The organism is Streptomyces albofaciens JCM 4342, assembly GCF_008634025.1.
GTDB classification, from domain to species: domain Bacteria; phylum Actinomycetota; class Actinomycetes; order Streptomycetales; family Streptomycetaceae; genus Streptomyces; species Streptomyces albofaciens.
The window spans coordinates 4,383,476-4,402,138 of sequence record NZ_PDCM01000001.1; the positions used below are offsets into that span (position 1 = coordinate 4,383,476).

At 73.0% G+C, this 18,663-nt stretch carries 18 protein-coding genes and 1 pseudogene; 14 read left to right on the forward strand and 5 right to left on the reverse strand.

The genetic code is table 11. The features are described from left to right. Positions 1–43: 43 nt before the first annotated feature. The 4 genes from CP973_RS19435 (at position 44) to CP973_RS19450 (ending at position 4,912) form a co-directional block, all read left to right on the forward strand. Positions 44–355, forward strand: coding sequence for a hypothetical protein (locus CP973_RS19435; protein WP_150242428.1), 312 nt, complete (start codon positions 44–46; stop codon positions 353–355). A gap of 77 nt (positions 356–432) precedes the next feature. Further along, a complete protein-coding gene (locus CP973_RS19440; RefSeq protein WP_150242430.1) occupies positions 433–966 on the forward strand; it encodes a hypothetical protein in 534 nt (177 codons plus the stop codon). A gap of 323 nt (positions 967–1,289) precedes the next feature. Further along, a complete protein-coding gene (locus CP973_RS19445; protein WP_244409608.1) occupies positions 1,290–3,659 on the forward strand; it encodes a HelD family protein in 2,370 nt (789 codons plus the stop codon). Positions 3,660–3,904: 245 nt separating this feature from the next. Further along, positions 3,905–4,912 (forward strand): alpha/beta fold hydrolase, encoded by a 1,008-nt coding sequence (locus CP973_RS19450; RefSeq protein WP_150242432.1) that lies wholly within the window; start codon positions 3,905–3,907, stop codon positions 4,910–4,912. 69 nt (positions 4,913–4,981) lie between these two features. Here the strand turns inward: CP973_RS19450 and CP973_RS19455 are convergent, their stop codons facing one another. The 3 genes from CP973_RS19455 to CP973_RS19465 form a co-directional block, all read right to left on the reverse strand. Continuing rightward, positions 4,982–5,758 (reverse strand): SDR family oxidoreductase, encoded by a 777-nt coding sequence (locus tag CP973_RS19455; RefSeq protein WP_150243772.1) that lies wholly within the window; start codon positions 5,756–5,758, stop codon positions 4,982–4,984. 413 nt (positions 5,759–6,171) lie between these two features. Next, entirely contained in the window at positions 6,172–6,981 is an 810-nt protein-coding gene (locus CP973_RS19460) for a helix-turn-helix domain-containing protein (protein WP_150242434.1), read from the reverse strand. A 33-nt stretch (positions 6,982–7,014) separates the two neighbouring features. Next, positions 7,015–7,275 carry a hypothetical protein gene (locus CP973_RS19465; RefSeq protein ID WP_150242436.1) on the reverse strand — a complete coding sequence of 87 codons (261 nt, stop codon included), beginning with the start codon at positions 7,273–7,275 and terminating at the stop codon, positions 7,015–7,017. 644 nt (positions 7,276–7,919) lie between these two features. Here CP973_RS19465 and CP973_RS41420 point away from each other — a divergent pair. The 7 genes and pseudogenes from CP973_RS41420 (at position 7,920) to CP973_RS19495 (ending at position 14,053) form a co-directional block, all read left to right on the forward strand. Next, the gene (locus CP973_RS41420; protein ID WP_280119008.1) at positions 7,920–8,042 is read left to right on the forward strand and encodes a hypothetical protein; all 123 of its coding nucleotides are present in this window, start codon (positions 7,920–7,922) and stop codon (positions 8,040–8,042) included. After that, the gene (locus CP973_RS19470) at positions 8,035–8,286 is read left to right on the forward strand and encodes a DUF6087 family protein (RefSeq protein WP_150242438.1); all 252 of its coding nucleotides are present in this window, start codon (positions 8,035–8,037) and stop codon (positions 8,284–8,286) included. Before CP973_RS41420 ends, CP973_RS19470 begins: the two co-directional genes overlap by 8 nt. Positions 8,287–8,377: 91 nt before the next feature. Then, positions 8,378–8,937, forward strand: a pseudogene (locus CP973_RS19475) (ABATE domain-containing protein). A 294-nt stretch (positions 8,938–9,231) separates the two neighbouring features. After that, complete coding sequence (locus tag CP973_RS19480) at positions 9,232–11,268, forward strand: SpoIIE family protein phosphatase (protein ID WP_150242440.1); 2,037 nt, start codon at positions 9,232–9,234, stop codon at positions 11,266–11,268. 135 nt (positions 11,269–11,403) lie between these two features. After that, a complete protein-coding gene (locus CP973_RS19485) occupies positions 11,404–12,120 on the forward strand; it encodes a class I SAM-dependent methyltransferase (protein ID WP_150242442.1) in 717 nt (238 codons plus the stop codon). Positions 12,121–12,367: 247 nt separating this feature from the next. Continuing rightward, positions 12,368–13,324: a hypothetical protein gene (locus CP973_RS19490; RefSeq protein ID WP_150242444.1), complete on the forward strand. Its 957-nt coding sequence runs from the start codon at positions 12,368–12,370 to the stop codon at positions 13,322–13,324. A 153-nt stretch (positions 13,325–13,477) separates the two neighbouring features. Then, complete coding sequence (locus CP973_RS19495; RefSeq protein WP_150242446.1) at positions 13,478–14,053, forward strand: hypothetical protein; 576 nt, start codon at positions 13,478–13,480, stop codon at positions 14,051–14,053. Between the two features lie 48 nt (positions 14,054–14,101). On the opposite strand, the gene CP973_RS19500 is transcribed toward CP973_RS19495, so the two are convergent. Next, on the reverse strand, positions 14,102–15,133 hold the full coding sequence (locus CP973_RS19500; protein ID WP_150242448.1) for a nitronate monooxygenase: 1,032 nt from the start codon (positions 15,131–15,133) through the stop codon (positions 14,102–14,104). 210 nt (positions 15,134–15,343) lie between these two features. Between CP973_RS19500 and CP973_RS19505 the strand changes: the two genes are divergently transcribed. Further along, a complete protein-coding gene (locus tag CP973_RS19505; RefSeq protein ID WP_150242450.1) occupies positions 15,344–16,198 on the forward strand; it encodes a LysR family transcriptional regulator in 855 nt (284 codons plus the stop codon). Beyond that, positions 16,195–16,467 (forward strand): hypothetical protein, encoded by a 273-nt coding sequence (locus CP973_RS19510; RefSeq protein ID WP_150242452.1) that lies wholly within the window; start codon positions 16,195–16,197, stop codon positions 16,465–16,467. The genes CP973_RS19505 and CP973_RS19510 overlap by 4 nt, the downstream gene beginning before the upstream one ends. Here the strand turns inward: CP973_RS19510 and CP973_RS19515 are convergent. Then, on the reverse strand, positions 16,434–17,258 hold the full coding sequence (locus tag CP973_RS19515; protein ID WP_208853216.1) for a lipase family protein: 825 nt from the start codon (positions 17,256–17,258) through the stop codon (positions 16,434–16,436). The two genes, CP973_RS19510 and CP973_RS19515, sit on opposite strands and share 34 nt — an antisense overlap. A 489-nt stretch (positions 17,259–17,747) precedes the next feature. Here CP973_RS19515 and CP973_RS19520 point away from each other — a divergent pair, with 489 nt between their 5' ends. After that, the gene (locus tag CP973_RS19520) at positions 17,748–18,431 is read left to right on the forward strand and encodes a hypothetical protein (protein ID WP_208853217.1); all 684 of its coding nucleotides are present in this window, start codon (positions 17,748–17,750) and stop codon (positions 18,429–18,431) included. Positions 18,432–18,663 lie beyond the last annotated feature (232 nt).

Here is an 18,663-nt window from a genome sequence, read left to right on the forward strand (position 1 = left end):
CGCGCTCTCGCCGTGCGGTCGTTTCCCCCACCGAGGAGAACTGATGAAGCGCATCACGATGGCCCTGGCTTCCGTCGGCACTGCCGTCGCCCTGACCGTGGGCCTGGCGGGCAGCTCCTACGCCTCCGCCGAAGGCGTCTTCCTGTACACCACCGCGGGCGGTGAGCAGGAGACCCTCGACAACCCCTCCGTCGACCGCTGCTACAACCGTGCCGGTGACGGGCATGCCGTGAACCAGACCAACAAGACCGCCCTGGTCTTCCGGCGCGCCGGCTGTGTCGGCAGCGCGGAGCGGATCAGGCCGAAGCAGCACGCCTTCGACATCACCTTCGAAAGCGTGGAATTCCCGAGCTGACCCTGCGGCGGTGGGCCTCCGGGCCCACCGCCCCCGTCCGTTGCCCCCGTACGTTTCCCGTTCAGAGAGGCCCCGCAGTGAACCGTTCCTCCCTCGCCGTGAGCATGGCGGCCGCCGTGGTCCTGGCCCTGCAGCCCGGCACCGCGTCGGCCACTCGGGGGCTGTTCACCTACACGCCCCCGCCCGTCGAGGAGGCGCTGCAAGCGCCCCGCGTCGGCACCTGCTACACGATGGACGGCGACGGCCCCGCCGAGAACCAGACCCGTTACGAGGCCGAGCTCTTCCGCGGTGCGAACTGCTCCGGCCTGGACCGCGTCCTCCGGCAGGGGCAGAGGCACAGGAACGCCGTCTTCAGCAGCGCTCGCTTCGTCGGCCACGGCTCCGCCGGCGGCTATTTCTCCTACTCCCTCGCCCCGCTTCCGGAGGCGCTGGAAAATCCACAGGCCGACCGCTGCATCGATATCCGCGGCGAGGGCCGCGCCGCCAACCGCACCGACAAGGTGGTGCTGCTGTTCAGCAGGCCCGGTTGTCCCGGCACGGCGAACGCCAAGATCTATGCGCATGAACGGGTTTCCCACAGTCGTTTCGAGAGCGTGGAATTCGTCAGCTGACCGGGCTCGTCCCAAGCTGACGGGACTCGTCCCACCGTTCGCACTCGTCCCACCGCTCGGACCCGTCCCACCGCTCGGACGTGGCTCACCGGCCTGACGCGTCCCGGCGTCCGGAGGCCACTCACCGCCCCGACGCGGCCCACCGTCCGCACCGGTGTCACCGTCCCCGCCCGCCGCTCGCGGCACCGTACGGAAACATAAAAACGCCCCGGTCCGCATTGACGGCCGGGGTGTTTCTCTGGGTATATTGGGCGTTTCCATGTCTGAGATTTTCGTCATACATGGTTGGCCACTAGAGAACACGGTATCCGAGCGGAGCTGAATTGTCAAACGAGGAATTGCGGCAGGAGCAGGAATTCACCGATCTGCTCTACGAGCGCCTCGCCGAACTGCGGGCCGGAACCGAATCCGCCGTCGAGCGGGCGCTGCCGCTGGAGGGGAACAACTTCCAGGCGCGGCTGGAGCGCGATGTGACGGTGGCCGAGCAGTCCGGGCTGCTGGCCGCCCTCGACGCGGGGGAGAACGGCCTGTGCTTCGGGCGGCTGGCGTTCCAGGACGGCGCCGACCACCACATCGGCCGCATCGGCATCCGCCGTGACGACGCGGACCGTACGCCGCTGGTCATCGACTGGCGGGCGGAGGTCGCCCGCCCGTTCTACCTCGCCACCGGCCACACCCCCATGGGTCTGCGCCGCCGGCGCCACATCACCACGTCGGGGCGGAAGGTCACCGCCCTGCACGACGAGATCCTGGACCTCACCGACGCCGAACGCACCGGCCACGAGGCCGCCGACGCGGACGCCGTGCTCCTGGCCGCGCTGGACGCCGCCCGTACCGGCCGGATGCACGACATCGTGCAGACCATCCAGGCCGAGCAGGACCGGATCATCCGCGCCCCGCACCGCGGCGTACTGGTCGTGGAGGGCGGCCCGGGCACCGGCAAGACCGCCGTCGCCCTGCACCGCGCCGCGTACCTGCTCTACGAGCACCGCGAGCTGCTGGCCCGCCGGGCCGTGCTGATCGTCGGTCCCAACCCGGCCTTCCTCGGCTACATCGACGAGGTGCTGCCCTCGCTCGGCGAGACGGGCGTGCTGCTCGCCACGCCCGCCGAACTGTTCCCCGGCGTGATCGCGACCGGCACCGACACCGCGCGGGCCGCCGAGGTCAAGGGCGGCGCGGCGATGGCCGACGCGCTGGCGGCGTACGTACGCGACCGGCAGGCGCTGCCCGATCCGGCCCTTGTCATCGACCACGAGGACGGCGAGCTGGTGCTGGACGCGGACATCGCCGCGGCGGCCCGGGAGCACGCGCGCGCCACCCGGCTGCCGCACAACCTGGCCCGCCCGTACTTCGCGTTCCACGTCATCGACGCCCTCACCGCGCAGCTGGCCGACCGGATCGGCGCCGACCCGTACGGCGGCCCGAACCTGCTCGGCCCGGACGACATCGCCCAGATCGGCAAGGCGGTGGCCGCCGACCCCGAGGTGCACGCCGCCATCCAGGAGCTGTGGCCCTCGCTCACGCCGCAGCAACTGGTCGCGGATTTCCTCGCCGACCCGGTGCACCTGCCGGACGCCGACGCGGACGCCATCCGCCGTACGCCCCGCCACCACGGGCCCTGGCCCGCGGAGGAAGAGTGGACGCCCGCGGACGTGCCGCTGCTGGACGAGGCCGCCGAACTCCTCGGCGAGGACGACACGGCCGCGCGCGCCGCCGAGGAGTCGGAGCGTCAGGAGCGCATCAAGTACGCGCAGGGCGTGCTCGACCTCTCGTACGGCTCCCGCACCCAGGAGTTCGAGGACAAGGACGACGAGGACTCCGAAGTGCTGGCCGCGCACGACCTGATCGACGCGGACCGGCTCGCCGACCGGCAGGAGGAGGCCGACCACCGCAGCGCCGCCGAACGGGCGGCGGCCGACCGCACCTGGGCGTTCGGGCACATCATCGTGGACGAGGCGCAGGAGCTGTCCCCGATGACCTGGCGGCTGCTGATGCGCCGCTGCCCGACCCGCTCGATGACGCTGGTCGGCGACCCGGCGCAGACCGCGGAGCCGGGCGGCTGCGGCGCGTGGGAATCGATCCTCGCGCCGTACGTGGAGGACCGCTGGGAGCACGTCCGGCTGGGTGTCAACTACCGCACCCCGAGCGAGATCATGGAGATCGCGGCGGCGGTTCCCCGCTCCGAGAACCCCTCCTTCGAACCGCCCAGCTCGATCCGCTCGACCGGCGTACGCCCCTGGGCGCTCGGCATCACCGCCGACGACCTGCCGCGGGCGGTCGCCGACGCGGTCGTACGGGAGACGGCCGGCGGTGCGGCGGAGGGCCGGCTCGCGGTCATCGCCCCGGGGACGTACCACGCCGCCCTGTACGCCGCGCTGTCCGCGGCCGTGCCGGAGGCCTCCACCGGCCCGGACCTCGACCTGACCCGCCCGGTCGTGCTGCTCGACCCGCGGCAGGCCAAGGGCCTGGAATTCGACACCGTGGTCGTGGTCGAACCGGCGGAGTTCGGCACGAGCGACCTGTATGTGGCGCTCACCCGGGCCACCCAGCGGCTGGGGGTGATACACGCGGCGGCCCTTCCGGAGGCGCTGCGGTCCCTGGCGGAGGGGGAGCCGCAACAGGGAGCGGCAGCGGAAGCGGGAGAGGCAGCGGCAGCGGAGGCGGAAACGGAGGCGGTCGGCGCCGGCCGCTGACCGTACGGCAGGGCCTGCCTCCCCGGCCGGGGCCCGTACGGTACGGCCTGGCTCCCGGCCGGGACCCGTACGGACGGGGCGCCGCGCACCGCGCGCGGCGCCCCGTCCCCGGCGGCTCCTCCACCGGCCGGTTTGCCGGACCGGCAAAGACCCTTGGACGCGGTGCGGGTCCCCTCGGATGATCACAACGGCGACGCACCGTACGGGTACCGCACGGCGCCGGACAACGGAACGAGGAGACCGCCATGTCCCAGCCCACCGACACGGCCACCCCGCCCCACGAGGGGCACCAGGCGCAACACCGGCTGGTGGACGTCCCCGGCGGACGCGTCCACCTGGTCGAACAGGGCACCGGCCCGCTGGTACTGCTGCTCCACGGCTTCCCCGAGACCTGGCGCTCCTGGCGGCACCAGCTGCCGGCGCTGGCCGCCGCGGGCTTCCGTGCCGTCGCCCTGGACGTCCGCGGTTACGGGCGCTCCTCGAAGCCGGCCGAGGTCGCCGCGTACCGGATGACGGCGCACGTCGCCGACAACGTCGCGGTCGTCCACGCCCTGGGCGAGGACACCGCGACCGTCGTCGGCCACGACTGGGGTGCCACCATCGCCGCCGACACCGCGCTGCTGCGGCCCGATGTCTTCACCGCCGTCGGACTGCTGGGCGTGCCGTACGCACCCCGCAACGGCGTCCGGCCGACGGACGCCTTCGGGATGGCCGGCGGCGACGAGGAGTTCTACGTCGGCTACTTCCAGCGGCCCGGCCGGGCGGAGGCGGAGATCGAGCCGGATGTCCGCGGCTGGCTGGCCGGCTTCTACGCCAGCCTGTCCGCCGACACCATGGCCCCCGAAGGCAGCCCCAGCTGCTTCTTCGTGCCGCCCGGCGGGAAAATGTCCGACCGGTTCGTCCGCGATGCCCGCCCGGCCTGGCTCTCCGAGGCGGAACTCGACGAGCTGGCCGAGGAGTTCGAGCGTACGGGCCTCACCGGCGGCCTCAACCGCTACCGCAACGTCGACCGGGACTGGGAGGACCTCGCCCCCTGGGACGGCGCCCCCATCACGCAGCCCTCCCTCTTCATCGGCGGCGAACACGACTCCTCCACCACATGGATGGCCGACGCCATCGAAGCCTTTCCCACCACCCTCCCAGGGCTGTCGGCCGCCCACCTGCTCAAGGGCTGCGGACACTGGGTCCAGCAGGAACGGCCCGACGAGGTGAACCGCATCCTGACCGGCTGGCTCCGCTCCCTGGCCTCCTGACCTGGCCTCCTGGCCTGTCCTGACCTGAGCTGTCCTGACCTGAGCTGTCCTGACCGGGCGCCCGGGGCATTACTGGGCGCTCGCGGTCGGCCGTACGACGAGTTCGTTCACGTCGACGTCCGCCGGCTGCGCGACCGCGAAGGCGATGGCGGAGGCGACCGCGGTGGCCGGCATGGCCACCGCGCGGTAGTCCCGCATCGCCTGCCGGGCCAGCGGATCGCCGATGCCGTCGGCGAGTTCGGACTCGGTGACGCCGGGGGAGACGACGGTGACGCGAAGGTCGCCGCCGGACTCCTGCCGCAGCCCCTCGGAGAGCGCGCGCACCGCGAACTTCGTGGCGCAGTAGACCGCCGCGGTGGGCGACACCTCGTACGCGCCGACCGACGCGATGTTCACGAAGTGCCCGCCGCCCTGCGCCCGCATCACGGGCAGCGCGGCGGCGATCCCGTGCAGCACACCGCGCACGTTCACATCGAGCATCCGGTCCCACTCCGCGGTCCGCAGCGCCTCCAGCGGCGACAGCGGCATCACACCGGCGTTGTTCACGAGCACGTCCACCCGCCCGTAGGCGGCACGCGCGGCGTCCACGAAGGCCCGTACGTCCGCGGCGTCGGTGACGTCCAGCCGCCGGTACGCCGCCGCGTGCCCTTCGGCGGTGAGCCGCTCGGCCAGTGCCGCCAGCCGCTCGGTGCGACGTGCGCCGAGGAAGACGCGATGGCCGTCGGCGGCCAGTCGGCACGCGGTCGCCTCGCCTATGCCGCTGCTCGCACCGGTGATCAGGACGACCTTGCCGGGGGTGGTGGTGTCCGCGGTCTCGCCACCGTATGCGCTCGGGTTGGAGTTCATGCCGTGCCTTTCAGGGGGCTTCACGTGCTTGTTCACGTGCTTGCCCTATGAGGCTGCGGCAGGGCTTACGGTCTGACCAGGGCGGACTGTGCCTGGGTGGCTTGTGTCCGGATGGCTGGTATCCGGGTGGCTTGTATCGGGGTTGCTCGTGTCCAGGTGTCCCGCACCCCCTCTCCTCATCGGCAGCTCCTTCGTCGGTACCCGGCGTCCGTCCGCCGGGAGGCCCGGGAGGCCCGGGAGGTCCGGGAGGTCCGGGAGGTCCGGGAGGTCCGGGAGGTCCGGGAGGTCCGGGAGGTCCGGGAGGTCCGGGAGAAGCGTGGCTCGGATCCGATGGCGTACAGGCCGAACCAGTCGTCCTGCCGCAGCCGCCGCATCCGCCGCAGCACCAGCGGGCCCTGAGCCCGTTCCGTCCATCAGCCCTCTTCCGGTCCCGCGTCCATCACCGCGTGGGGGTGGTGGCAGACCGGGCAGACGGTTCCTTCCAGCACCTGGGAGAACTTGAACCGGCTGAGCTTCCCGCAGGACCGGCACCGGGCGGCCCAGGGGACGTGGCGCCCGGGAAAAGGTTCGCAGGGAAGGAGGCCGGCCTGCCGCATCAGCGCCGCCGCTCTTTCGAAGGAGGTCGCGCGGCGCGGACCACCGGACTGCGCCGTAGGCCTCGGCGGCCGTTCCTCGTGGTGACCGGCCCGGCGCCAGGCCTGGGCCCACGCCGGGAAGTCCTCCTCCGCGACGTCGCAGGCGGTCAGGTAGGCGTAGAGCTGGTTGAGCGAGGAGAGCGTCTGCTTGCGTTCGCGGATGCGCCAGGCGGACATCCGGGAGAGCGGCGCGTACGTCCTGGCCAGCCGCTCCGCCCGCGCTTCCATGGTCCGCAGCGAGGGGGCGCCGTTGTCCTCCCAGACCCGCCGCAGAACGGCCGCCAGGTCCCCGGGAGTACGGACCAGGCTCAGCAGCGGCGCTTCCGTACGGCGTGTCCTGCCCGGTCGGCCGGCCTTGCGCCACAGGTCCTCCGCCGTGTCGAGATCCAGGCCGCAGACCGAGGCGATGTCCCGGATCACCGGCCACGGCGGCCTGATCCGGCCGGCTTCCGCCCGCTGGACCGTCGCGAGCGACCGGCCGATCTTGTGCGCGAGCTCCGGCCGCGACAGGTCGCGCCGGGCGCGGGCCCGGCGCAGCTCCTGCGCGAGCAGTCCGGCCCCGTGGTTCGGCGTCAGGATGGGCGCCATCGGGCGCCCCCGTCGGCGCGCCATCGCCGGGCATCATGCCGGGCCGCAGGACAACAGGGCCCGGCCGGCACTGCGCAGCGCAGCACCGCGCACCACCCGACCCTGCCCGATCCGGATCACGGTCACCGCGAGCAGGCCGGCGCTGGTGAGCACGGCCGTCACCTCGGGCAGTGGCAGACCGCGCAGGGTCATGAGCACCGCCAGCGCGATGATCACGATGACGACGGCGGTCTCTCCCGAGCCGAAGCGGGACCGGGCCGTGCCGCACGCGGCGACGGACTGCTGGACAGACATGAGCGACTCCCTGATTCCCCACCGGCGCACCGCGCGGCCGGGTGTGTACGGCATACGTCGACTGGCTCCCGCCAGACGCCGCGACGGCGGTCGGCTCCGCCGGGCCGCGGTGGACAGAATCGTGCCAGTGCGCAGAGTGCTCCCGCGCCTGCTCTGCGTTGTTCGTTCACTGCCGTCCCGGCGGAAGGGGAGAGGGCCCCTTGGCAAATTCCCCCAGCGTTGGCCATGGCCTGTGGCCGGTGTGACGAGCGGTCCGGTAGCTGACCAGCCGCAACCCGCCGACCACCAACCGGAACACGCCGCTCCGGGGAGTGCCGGGCGCGCGTTCCTCCATTCTTGGCCCACTTCCGTTGCCGGTGCTGTTGCCGGGCCCCTTCCGGAAGGCGGCGCGGTCGCCGCTGTGAGCCGGAACGAGCACCGGCAGCCCGGCCGGTGGTGGGGGCCGATGCCTCGCCGAGGGCGGGGTACGTTCCGATGCCTCGCCGTGTGCGCTGGGCCTCGGGCGTGGACCAGCCGCCCCAGGACGTCGTCGGCGCCGGGCAGCCACCTCGCCGTCGAGCACGTCACGCGGGCGACGGTGAACTCGGACCAGGCCCGGCTGGCGGCCGTAGCAGACCGTGGAGTTCGTGCGGGACACTGCTGCCATGGCCCGTAAGGACGCCGAGAGCAACGGTGAGGTCACCGAGGAAGAAGCCGGCACCATGAGCCCCTTTTCCACCATGGAGCCCGATGAGCCCGACGGCGGTCGGGAGGACGGCGATGGCTGACTGGTCCGACGAGGTCAGCCGCCGGTGGGGACGGCGGCTGCTGGCCCGTACGTATCAGCCGGGCCGGATGCGTGCCGTCACGCTGCGGGAGGGGCCGCCCCGTGCCGAGCACCTGGACCCGGAGCTGCCCCGGGCGGTGCTGCGCTGGACCGGCGTGCAGTGGAAGCTGGTCAAGGTCGTACCGGACCTCGCGGCCGCGAAGCGGCTCATGCGCCCGCGGAAGGCCGGGCCCGAACCGTGGTGACCTGCCCCGGCTGTCCCCCGCCGGGGCGGATCGGGCGGCGAGCCGGCCGTGGACCGAGGCCCGCGCGGCACAGCCTCAGACCCGTTGGCTCCTGCCTCAGGACGCGCTCGTCAACAGCACCATCGCCCTGCCCGGCGGTCACTGCATCGACCAGCTCGGGACCCCCGAGCCGGCGAACCGCTGGCTCGCGGAACGCGGCCTCGCCCCGGCCGACGCCGGCCTGCGGGACATGTGCGCGGCGCAGCTGCGCTCCCTGCGCGAACACCTCCGGGCGCTCTTCGCCTCCCGTGTCGAGGGCCTGCCCGCCCTGCCCGCCGACCTGTCCGCGGTCAACGACGCCATGACCCGCGTCCCCACCGCCCCCCTGCTGCGGTGGGACGACGAGAACGGCCCCTACCGCGCCACCCCGCACCCCACCACGCAGATCGTCGACCACGCCCTGGCGGCCCTCGCCGCCGACGCCGCCGACCTCGCCCGACGCCGAGCGGCTCACCGCCTGCGGCTCCGCCCCCTGCGGCCGGTACCTGCTGCGGCACGGGCCGCCGCCACTGGTGCTCCACCCGCTGCGGCGACCGCGCCCGCGCCGCCCGCGCCTACGCCCGCCGCACGCGGTCCGGAAAGGGCGCCGGAACGGTTTCCGGTACGGATTGACGAGCCCGCCCGGAGCCCGCCCGGAGCCCGCCCGGAGCCCGCCCGGAGCCCGCCCGGAGCCCGCCCGGAGCCCGGCCGAGGAGGCGGTGGCTGTCGGGCGCGTCCGGGAAGCCGCCGGAGCGTACGCGACTCGGGGGGCTCCCGTCATGTCGTGCGACGGATGTTGACGTGATGTGGGCATTACGACGTCACCGACCGTGTCCGGGGCCTACCGTTGAGTGGGGTGGACACGGGGATGTGCGCGGGCGGCGCGGCGTCGGCTGTCGCCCGTCACGGGTGAGGAGTTCGGCACGTATGGGCAGGAGCACGGCGTCCGCGGGCGGCGCCGGGATGTGCGGGCGGCTGCCGTTGGGCGTGGTCATCGCCGACAGGGACGGGCTGGTGGCGCACTGGAGCAGCGGCGCCGGACGGCTGCTCGGAGTGGAGCGGCAGGAGGCGATCGGCAGCCCGCTGCTGAGACGGGTGCCGGTGTTCGGCCACGAGGCCGGCGGGAACGGCACCGCCCCGGTCCTCGGGCGGCTCACCACCGCGGCGTCCGAGCCTGACTCCTGGCTCACCGTCAACGACGTGACGTATCCGCGGTCCGGCCGCGCCCGCCTGCCCCGCCCCGGCCCGGCGCCCGCCGATCTGCTGTGGTGGGCGTATCCGCTGGCCGGCCCCGGAACCGACCGGCTCCTGCTGCTCCTCGCCGAGGCCTCCGCCGCCGCCACGGCCCGGCCCGGTGACCGGATCGCGTGCGGCTTCGCCCGGCACGCCACGCTACCCGAAGCGGACGTACTGGCGCGGCGGTTGCCGGACATCCTGCCCCGCATGGGCCCGGCGCGCAGCGCCCGGATCGTCGCGCAGGTCCTGGAGTGGGGCTATCCCGTACTGGAGGTCAGCCACCACGACCGGGTGCCGATCACGGCGGACTGGGGCGTGCCGAAGCATGTACGGCGCCGCGCCCGGCGGACCCGGCCGGGCGGCGCGGCGTCCGCGGCCGCGGACGGGCCGGGATCCGGGCCCGACCTGGAGCACGCGGCGGTCCGGGAGCGTCTGGAATTCCTCGACGAGGTCTCCGGACGGATCGGCTCCTCGCTCGACCTGGAAGTCACCATCCGCGAGGTGACCAGCGCGGCCGTACCCCGCTTCGCCGACTTCGCCGGTACGCACCTGCGCGCCCAGGTCCTGGCCGGCGACACCTTCCCGGACGGCCCGCCCGACGTCACCACCGTCTGGCACCGGGTATGGGTCGAACACGACGACGAGCCCGGCCGCTGGGACGACACCGTCCCGGTCGGCGAGGCCCTCGCCTTCCCCGAACACACCCCGTTCTTCCAGTGCATGGTCACCGGCGAGCCGGTGCTGATCCCGCACATCAGCGACGAACTGGGCGACAGGATCTCCGCCCAGTTCGAGAAGCGCGACCTGCGCCCCCTGATCAACGGCCGGTCCATCCTCATCGTGCCGCTCAAGGCGCGCCGGGTGGTGCTCGGCTTCATGGTGCTGCTGCGCCGCCCCGGCCGCCCGCGGTTCACCGACATGGACCGTGCGGCCGGCGCGGAACTCGCCGCCCGCGCCGGACTCGTCCTGGACAACGCCCGGATGTACACCTACCAGGAGAACATCGCCGAGACCCTCCAGGACCGGATGCTGCCGCGCGTCGACCCGCACCCGCCCGGCTGCGACATCGCCACCCGCTACCTCTCGGGCACCCGGCTGGGCCGGGTGGGCGGCGACTGGTTCGACACCGTCGAACTGCCCGGCTCCCGGCTGGCGCTGGTGGTGGGCGACGTGATGGGGCACGGCCTGCAATCGGCCGTCACGATGGGGCAGCTCCGTACGGCGGTGCAGACCCTCGCCGCCCTGGACCTGCCGCCCGCCCAGCTGCTCCGCCACCTCGACGACCTCGCCCGGCGGCTCGGCGAACAGTACCTGGCGACCTGCCTGTACGCGGTCTACGACCCGTACGCGTCCCGCCTGCACCTGGCCAACGCCGGGCACCTCCCGCCCGTTCTGGTGCGTGCCGCGGACGGCGGCAGCGAGCTGTTCGACCTGCCGACCGGGGTGCCGATCGGCGTCGGCGGCATACCGTTCGAGACGGTCGTCCGCGAAGTGGCCCCCGGCGACCGCCTGGTCATGTGCACCGACGGCCTGGTGGAGGTGCGCGGCCAGGACATCGGGGACGGGCTCGCGGCCCTGTGCGAGAGCGCCGCCCACCCGGCCGCCTCCATGGACGACGCCTGCGACACGATCATCCGCACCCTCGCGTCGGCGGGCGGGCGCAAGGACGACGTGGCCCTCCTCATGGCGCGCCTCAACGGCATCGGTCCGGCGGCCGCCGGTGACTGATGCGCTGAGGCGGCGGCCGGCCGCGACGGAGAGCACATGAAGACCGGGCAAACGTTTGATCGCGTAGCTTGGCGCAGCGACCCGCCGGAGATAACCAACGGCAGGAGCAAACGTATCGGCGGAGCGGGAGGCCCCATGGACGTGTCGAAGCGCTACCGGGAAGCGTGGGAGAGCTACTGGCGCGACACATCGGACGCGCCGGGCGCCGCGATCTTCGACTGCGCCCCCGAACTGAGCGCGGCCCGCCACCTGCCGCTGCTGGCCCCCCACGCCGACACCGCACTGCCCATCGTCGACCTGGGATGCGGCACCGGCACCCAGACCCGCTATCTGGCCCGGCACTTCACCCAGGCCGTCGGTGTCGACCTCGCAGAGGCCGCCGTCGACCACGCGCGGCGTGCCGACACCGGGCACATCGCCCGCTTCGAGCAGCTCGACGCCACCGACCAGGACGCCGTCCGGCGCCTGCACGAGCGGCTGGGCGACGCCAACGTCTACCTGCGCGCGGTGATCCACCAGAGCGAACCGGACGCCCGCCCGGCGGTCGCCGCCGCCGTCGCGACGCTGATCGGCGACCGCGGCCACGCCTTCGTGGTCGAGCTGCTGTCCCGGGCGAAGGACGTCCTGGCCCACGCGGCCGAGGGCCCCGACGGCCCGCCGCCGAAGCTGGCCAGCATCTTCCAGCACGGCCTCACCCCGGCCGAGGCGGACGACGCCGCCATCCCGCGCTTCTTCCGCGACCTCGGCCTGACGGTGCTGGCACACGGCGAGACCGACCTGGTGATGACGGAGAACCGCGCGGACGGAGCCCGCATCGACCTCCCGGCCCAGTGGATGGTCCTCGGCCGCTGAACACCCGTGCCCCCAGCAGGCCTTGGCGCGTGCCGAATGCGTCCTGGCGCGTGCCGAATGCGTCCTGGTGTGCGCCGGTCGGGCGCGAGTTTGGGGGGAGTGGCGCACAGTCACCCCTCCGAGGGCGCCTTTTCGGCCGGTTGCGGCCGGCCGGCGCGGCGACGGGGGCCGGGACGCGTCAACCCCGGGCCCACCCGGGCAGTCTCCCCGCCGATACCGTCGGAACACACGCAGTACGGGGGTACTGGTGGGACGCGACAAAAACCTCATGGCGGCTCTGGCCAACGTCCGCGAGGAACTCGGCGAAGAGATCGCGGGCCTGGGCCGGAGCCTGGACGACTCGCGGCGCGAAGTGCTGGAGCGCATCGACACGGAGACGGCGGAGCTGCGCGCCGACGGCCGGGAGACCCGCGACCGCGCCCACCGCGGCGCCACCGCCGCCGCGGAGACCGGGCGGGCCGTGTCGCAGCTGCGGCAGGAGATCTCCGAGGTACGGGACGCGATCGCCGGACTCCGGCGGACGCTGGACACGCTGGCGCAGCACCCGGTGTTCCGTACGGAACCCACCGAGGCGCAGGGGCCACTCGGCGAGGAGGCGGACCCCGGGTGGGCGGGGCTGGAGCCGGAGACGGTCGACGCCGGGCAGGAGCCGCCGTTCCCCCCGCTCGCGGAGGGCGGCGGGCACGAACCCGGGCACCACGGCCATGCTGTACCCGGCGACCCTCCCGCCGTCGCTCCGTTCGAGGACGCCGGAGGGGAGCCGGGCGCGGAGGACGAGGACGGTATCGGCCAGGGCGAGGACCGGATCCGCAGCGAGACCCAAGAAGACATCGACCACGGTGTGCTGCTGCTGAAAGCGGCCAAGGCCGGGACGGTCGCCCTGGTCTGCCATCGCGAGTCATGGGAGTTCTTCACCGCCTGCGCCGCCGACAACGAGCACTTCCGAGGGTCCTGCGAGCTGACGGACCAGGGTGACGGACGGGTACGGGCCGTACTGTCCGGCCGCTCCCTCATCGGCGCGCTGATCTCCCTGCGCCACACCCGGGACGAGAGCCACCTGGACGGAACCTGGGCGCTGACCAGTGCCTTCTACTCCCGTATCGCCGAGGGCCTGCGCAGGACGACCAGTGGCGGGCGGCAACCGCTGACCGTGGTCTTCGACGACGGTGTGCGTGACGAGGAACCCGGTGCATCCGGCGCGTAGCGCCCGCCCACTCCGTACGCCCTCCGGTCACCGGCCACCCACGGAGCACAAAGCGACCGGAAACGCGTGGCCAACCCGCGCCCCACCCGTCATCTTGGTCGGGAGGCCGGTCCGTCGCCGGCTCCTGGACCAGGGAACCCAAGGGGGACCACCGTGGCCGTCCGCAAACCGACCGCACTGCTGATCGCCGCCACCACCTTCGCCGCCGCCTCGGTGCTCGGCCTCACGGGCGCGGCGACCGCCGACACTCCGGCCGGCCCCTCCACCGGCTTCGCAGCCCAGACGCAGCGGGCAGGGCTGACCGCCGCCCAGGCCGACCGGCTCCAGGCGCAGGTCGACACCTACGTGGCCGAGTTGGGCGGCAAGCAGGTCTCCGCCAACAAGATCCTGGTGCCGGGCGGCAGCATGGTGGTCCGCGCCCCGGGCCAGCCCTACGCCCGCGACCTCGCCGACCGCTCCAAGGCCCCGGTCAAGCCGGTGTGCGACTACGGCCACCTGTGCGGCTGGGCCAACGGCTCCGGGGGCAACGGCAACGGCTTCGACTACTACCACTGCGGCTACTACCAACTCCCGAACCTGGTCGGCAACGGAACCTGGGGCAACAACCAGACCCCGGGCACCATAGGCCGCTTCTACAACAAGGACGGCAGCGAACGCTGGAACACCGGCCCGGCCTACAGCTCCGGCACCGCCAACTGGACCCCGGTCTGGTACGCCCGGCCCTGCTGAGCCGGAAGCCCGCCGTACATCGGCGAGCTGTCGTGCGACGCGGCTGCGTCAGAGGCAGCTGGTCAGCCGTTCGGCGGTGTGGGCCACGGGTTCGGTTCGGGCCTGGCGGTGACCGGTTCCGGCCCACAGGTGGATCAGGTCCGTGTCGCCGGCCGCGGTGGCCGCCTTGCGCAGTGGGCTCGTCAGGTGGTGCAGGGCAGGGTAGCCGGCCGGGGCGTGGGCGGAGTACCGGTCGGTGAAGCGGTTGCGCAGGGCGCGGGCCGGGCGTCCGGTGAAGGCGCGGGTGATGACGGTGGTGTCGAAGCCCGGGTCCGCCAGGGCCGCCTTGTGCGGTGCGGAGGCCCCGCTCTCGTCGGTGCGCAGCAGTACGGTGCCGACCATGGCGGCCTGCGCGCCCGCCCGGAGGGCTGCCGCCACGTCGGCGGGGCCGGCGATGCCGCCGGTGGCGATGACCGGCAGGGGCACGGTGTGGCGTACCGCGCTGACCAGGTCGGGGAGAGCGACGGGGGTGAGCGGACGTTCGGGGGTCAGGGTGGCCGAGTGCCCGCCGGCGGCGGACGCCTGCACGATCAGCGCGTCGACGCCGGCGTCGGCCGCCAGGCGTGCCTCCGCGGGGGTGGTGACGCATTGCAGGACGGTGGTTCCGGCGCGGCGCAGGCTGGTGACGGTCCCGGTGTCGGGGAGGCCGAAGGTGAAGGACACCCAGGGAACGGGACGCGCGGTCAGCAGGTCGATCTTGTCCGTCCAGTTGTCGTCGTCGTCCAGCGGTCCGGTGCCGGTCACCGTCAGCCCGTAGCGGTCGGCCTCGTCCTGCAACAGGCGTGCGTAGGCGCGATATGCCTCGGGTGAGACGGGGACGGGGGTGCGCGCGAAGAGGTTGACGCCGAACGGAACCCCTTCGGCTTCGACGGTGCGGATCTGCCCGGCGAGTGCCTGGGCGCTCTTGTAGCCGCCGGCCAGAAACCCCAGTCCGCCGGCGCGTGCCGTCGCGGTGACCAGAGCGGGCGTGCTCGCTCCGCCGGCCATGGGCGCGGCCAGGAGCGGACGGTCGATACCGAGACGGGACAACAGGGTGCTCATGACAGCTCCTTGAGGTGCGAGGCCGGGCCGCTGGGGCCACGGGCGGGGCCGAGCGGGAGAACGGACAAGGCTGGTCACGGCCGCGGCCCCGGCCGGGGCGGGTGATGGGGAGTTCGGAAGCCGCCGTCGACGCTAGGCGACCCGCGGCCGCCTGGGAAATGCCCGTTAGTCTGCTGCCATGCACGACGCGCATGGACGCCGGTGAAGGGCATGACGAGCACGGACATCGAACTGCGGCACCTGCGGGCCTTCTCCTCCGTGGCCCGCCACCGCTCCTTCTCCCGGGCCGCCGAGGAACTCCTGATCACCCAGCCGGCCCTCAGCCGTACGGTCGCGCAACTGGAGAACAGGCTGAACGTCCTGCTCCTCGACCGGTCCGCCCGGCACCCGGCGCTGACCGACGCCGGTGCGCAGTTCCTGGAGCACACCGAGCGGGTCCTCGCCGCCCTGGACACGGCCCTGGCCGCCGTCCGGCCCCGGGCCACCCTCCGGCTCGGCTTCGGCTGGCTGCTGCCCGATCCCTGGGCGCAGCGCACCGTCAGCCGCTTCGAGGAGAACACCGGAGCCTCGGTCGTCCTGACCCGCACCGACGATCCCGTCGAGGCGCTGCGCCGGCGTACGGTCGACATCGCCCTGGTCCGGGGGGACGCCGACGTGCCGACGGGGATGCGGAGCGTGCGACTCTACGACGAGCCGCGCGTCGCCGTCTGCTCGGAGCGCAGCGAGCTGACCCGCTGCGCACACCTGGACTGGAGCGATGTCCGGTACTGGCCGCTGGTCGTCAACACGGTCGGCGGAACCACCGGCCCCTGGTCGTGGCCCGTCGGCGAAGGCCCGGACGAGATCGTCGAAACGGCCAACTACGACGAATGGCTGGAGACGGTGGCCGCCAACCGGGGCATCGGCATCGTCCCCGGGGTCGCCCGACGCCGCGCCCAGCACCCCGCCCTCCGCTTCGTCCCCCTCACCAACGCGCCGCCCAGCCCGGTCGGCCTCGTCCATCTGCCCGACACGCAGCGGACGCTGATCCGCCGCTTCCTGGACGCCGCTCTGGCTACGGGGTGATCGCCGCCGCCGACGCGTACGGCGGCGTCCGCGCGGCGCGGGAGTGGCCCGCACACCGGCAGGACGCCTGTCTCGCCGCGTGCCCGGTCGTGGAGATCACCGTAATCAATGGCCGAGCACGGGGCTGGTGCTCATGGTCACCGCGCCGCATCGCGGGATACCGCCTGCACCGCCTGGAGGCGCACGGCTTCGGCTTCGAGGACGCCGACGGCCGGCTCGGCATTCACGGACACGGTCAGGTGAGATTGTTCCCGATGGCGGCGATGTAGCGCTTGACGGAGTGGTCGCGGACGCCGTCCGAGGCGGGGGCGAAGGGGTCCGCGGTCAGTCCTTTGGCGCGGTCCGTGAGGCCTCCCAGCAGGCTCATCGACGAGTGGAGCTTGCCGTCGGAGTCGATGTACCTCAGGCCCTCGGCGTGGGTGAAAACGGGCTCGGGCGGCATCTGCGGCACGATGTCGTTGTTGTTGACGAAGCGGAACGCGCGGTCCTTCAAGCCCTTGTTGTAGGCGGCGGCCAGGACGCGGTCGCAGGTGCGGGGCTGGCCGTAGGTGTAGATGCCGTCCGCCTGCAGTTTCGGCTCCTCCAGGTACATCCGCGCCCCGGCGAGCATCGCCAGGGCGCCGCCGAGGCTGTGGCCGGTGAACCACACGGTCTGGTTGTTGGTGCGCAGTTCGGCCAGGGTGTCCTTGACGCCCGGGAAGACCGCCTGGAGGGCCTCGGCGAAACCGTAATGGACATAGCCGGTTTTGGCGGGGCCGGGCCACGGGGGAGTGCTGGTGTCCGAAAGCCAGTCGCGGATCTGGGCCGGTTCCGTGCCGCGGAAGGCAGTGATGATCATGTGGTCGCTGGCGGCGGTGTAGGCCTGGGTGTCCTCCAGCGGGAACGGCGGGGTGAACCGCGTCCGGTGGTGGCGCACCGTGTCGAAGCCCCAGTCGTGTGCCCGGGCTTCGATGGTGGCTTCGTCCTTGTAGGCCAGGTCGGACGCCTGGGCCAGCCAGTAGGCCAGCGGGACGCTGTAGCCGCTGGTGGAACGGTGGTCGAGTGCGGGCGGTGCGCTCACGGGTACGGTCCTTTCGCTCGGTTCGACGGCCGTGCCGCTCACCGGGGTCTTGCGCGCGCGTTCTGCCGGGCCGTCATGTGATCTGTGCGCAGCGCCCTGCGATCTGACGCATTGTTCCCTCTTTCGGGTGGTACGCCGGGGGCTGTGCAGCCGTGCACCCCCAGGGCGTTCGTGCTGCCACCCACCCACAAGCGATACAGTCCCGCCGAGCCGATCAAAGCCGGGGGGAAGATTGGACACCTCAGACACCTCAGACAGCTCAGACAGCTCGATCAGCCGGCTCGTCGTCGCGGTGCCGGATATCGGCGGGACGTTCGCGGCGGCTGTGATCAGGCAGTGCCGTGCCGACCGCGCCAGGGTGCGCGAGCCGGAGCACACGAGGCGACTCCGGCGCACTTCGCCCGGCGGCAGGACGGAGGCGAACGCGTCGCCCGGCAGGGCCGGTCGGAGGCGCGCCGCACCGGCGGAGGCGGACCGTTGCCCGGGCTGATGGACTTGGTGTATACGACGGCCGGCGGTGTGGTGGGCGCGGCAGTGACCGCCCACATCTCCAGGAACCACGAGCGCCGTCAGCTGCGTGCGACTGTCATGGAGCGGCTTCAACAGGTGTCGCTGGTCCGTGCCGGGGTGTGGGACATCGTGCCGTGCCGCCACGGCCGCCCTGCTGCGTCCGTGGCGGGCAGGCAGCTGTCGGCCACAGCCGAGCTCGGGCTGTCGGCGGTGCTGGAGGACGGCGGCGACGCGGAGCGTGCGCTGCGCGAAGCCGTCGCAGGCCTTGTGGTGGCGTCCCTCTCGGCCGGAATACCGCGCAGGGTGCTGGACTTCGCGGGAGGCGGCGAGGAGCGTGCCTTGCAGTGCGAGGTGATCCGGCTGGCCGACCTGCGCGTCGGCGGGGTGCTGGGCGAGTCGCTCGACGAGCTGATGACCGCGTGTGCCGAGTACCGGGAGGCGACGGCGCAACTCCTGCTCCAGGCGCTGTGGCACCCGTGGCAGAGCAGATGGCGCATGTCCGCGCGCATCCGGGCATTGCGCACGGCGGTGGAGGCGCTGCACCACCGGCAAGAGGCAGCCCTTTCACTCCTGGCCCGGCCTCCCCATGCCCGTACGCTCGCCCGGCGACTCATCGGTGCCCTCCCGCCGGACACCGAGGAGCCCGGCTCCGCGGGCTCATGACGCCATAGCCCCACCCACCCGCCCTCTCGCCCAGCGGGTTGCTGAGTTCGCTGCGTTCCCTGGTCGGGACGGACGGTCCCGTACGGGCGCTGGTGGACGCGGTGCAGGGGGCCGGGGTCAGGCGCTGCGAAGTCGGGGGCGGCTGGTGTCCTGTTTCAGGAGTTTCTCCGCCGGCGTCCGTCCCCGCCCCCAGCAGGCGTGACGCACGTCACCGGCGGCCCTGTCACATCCG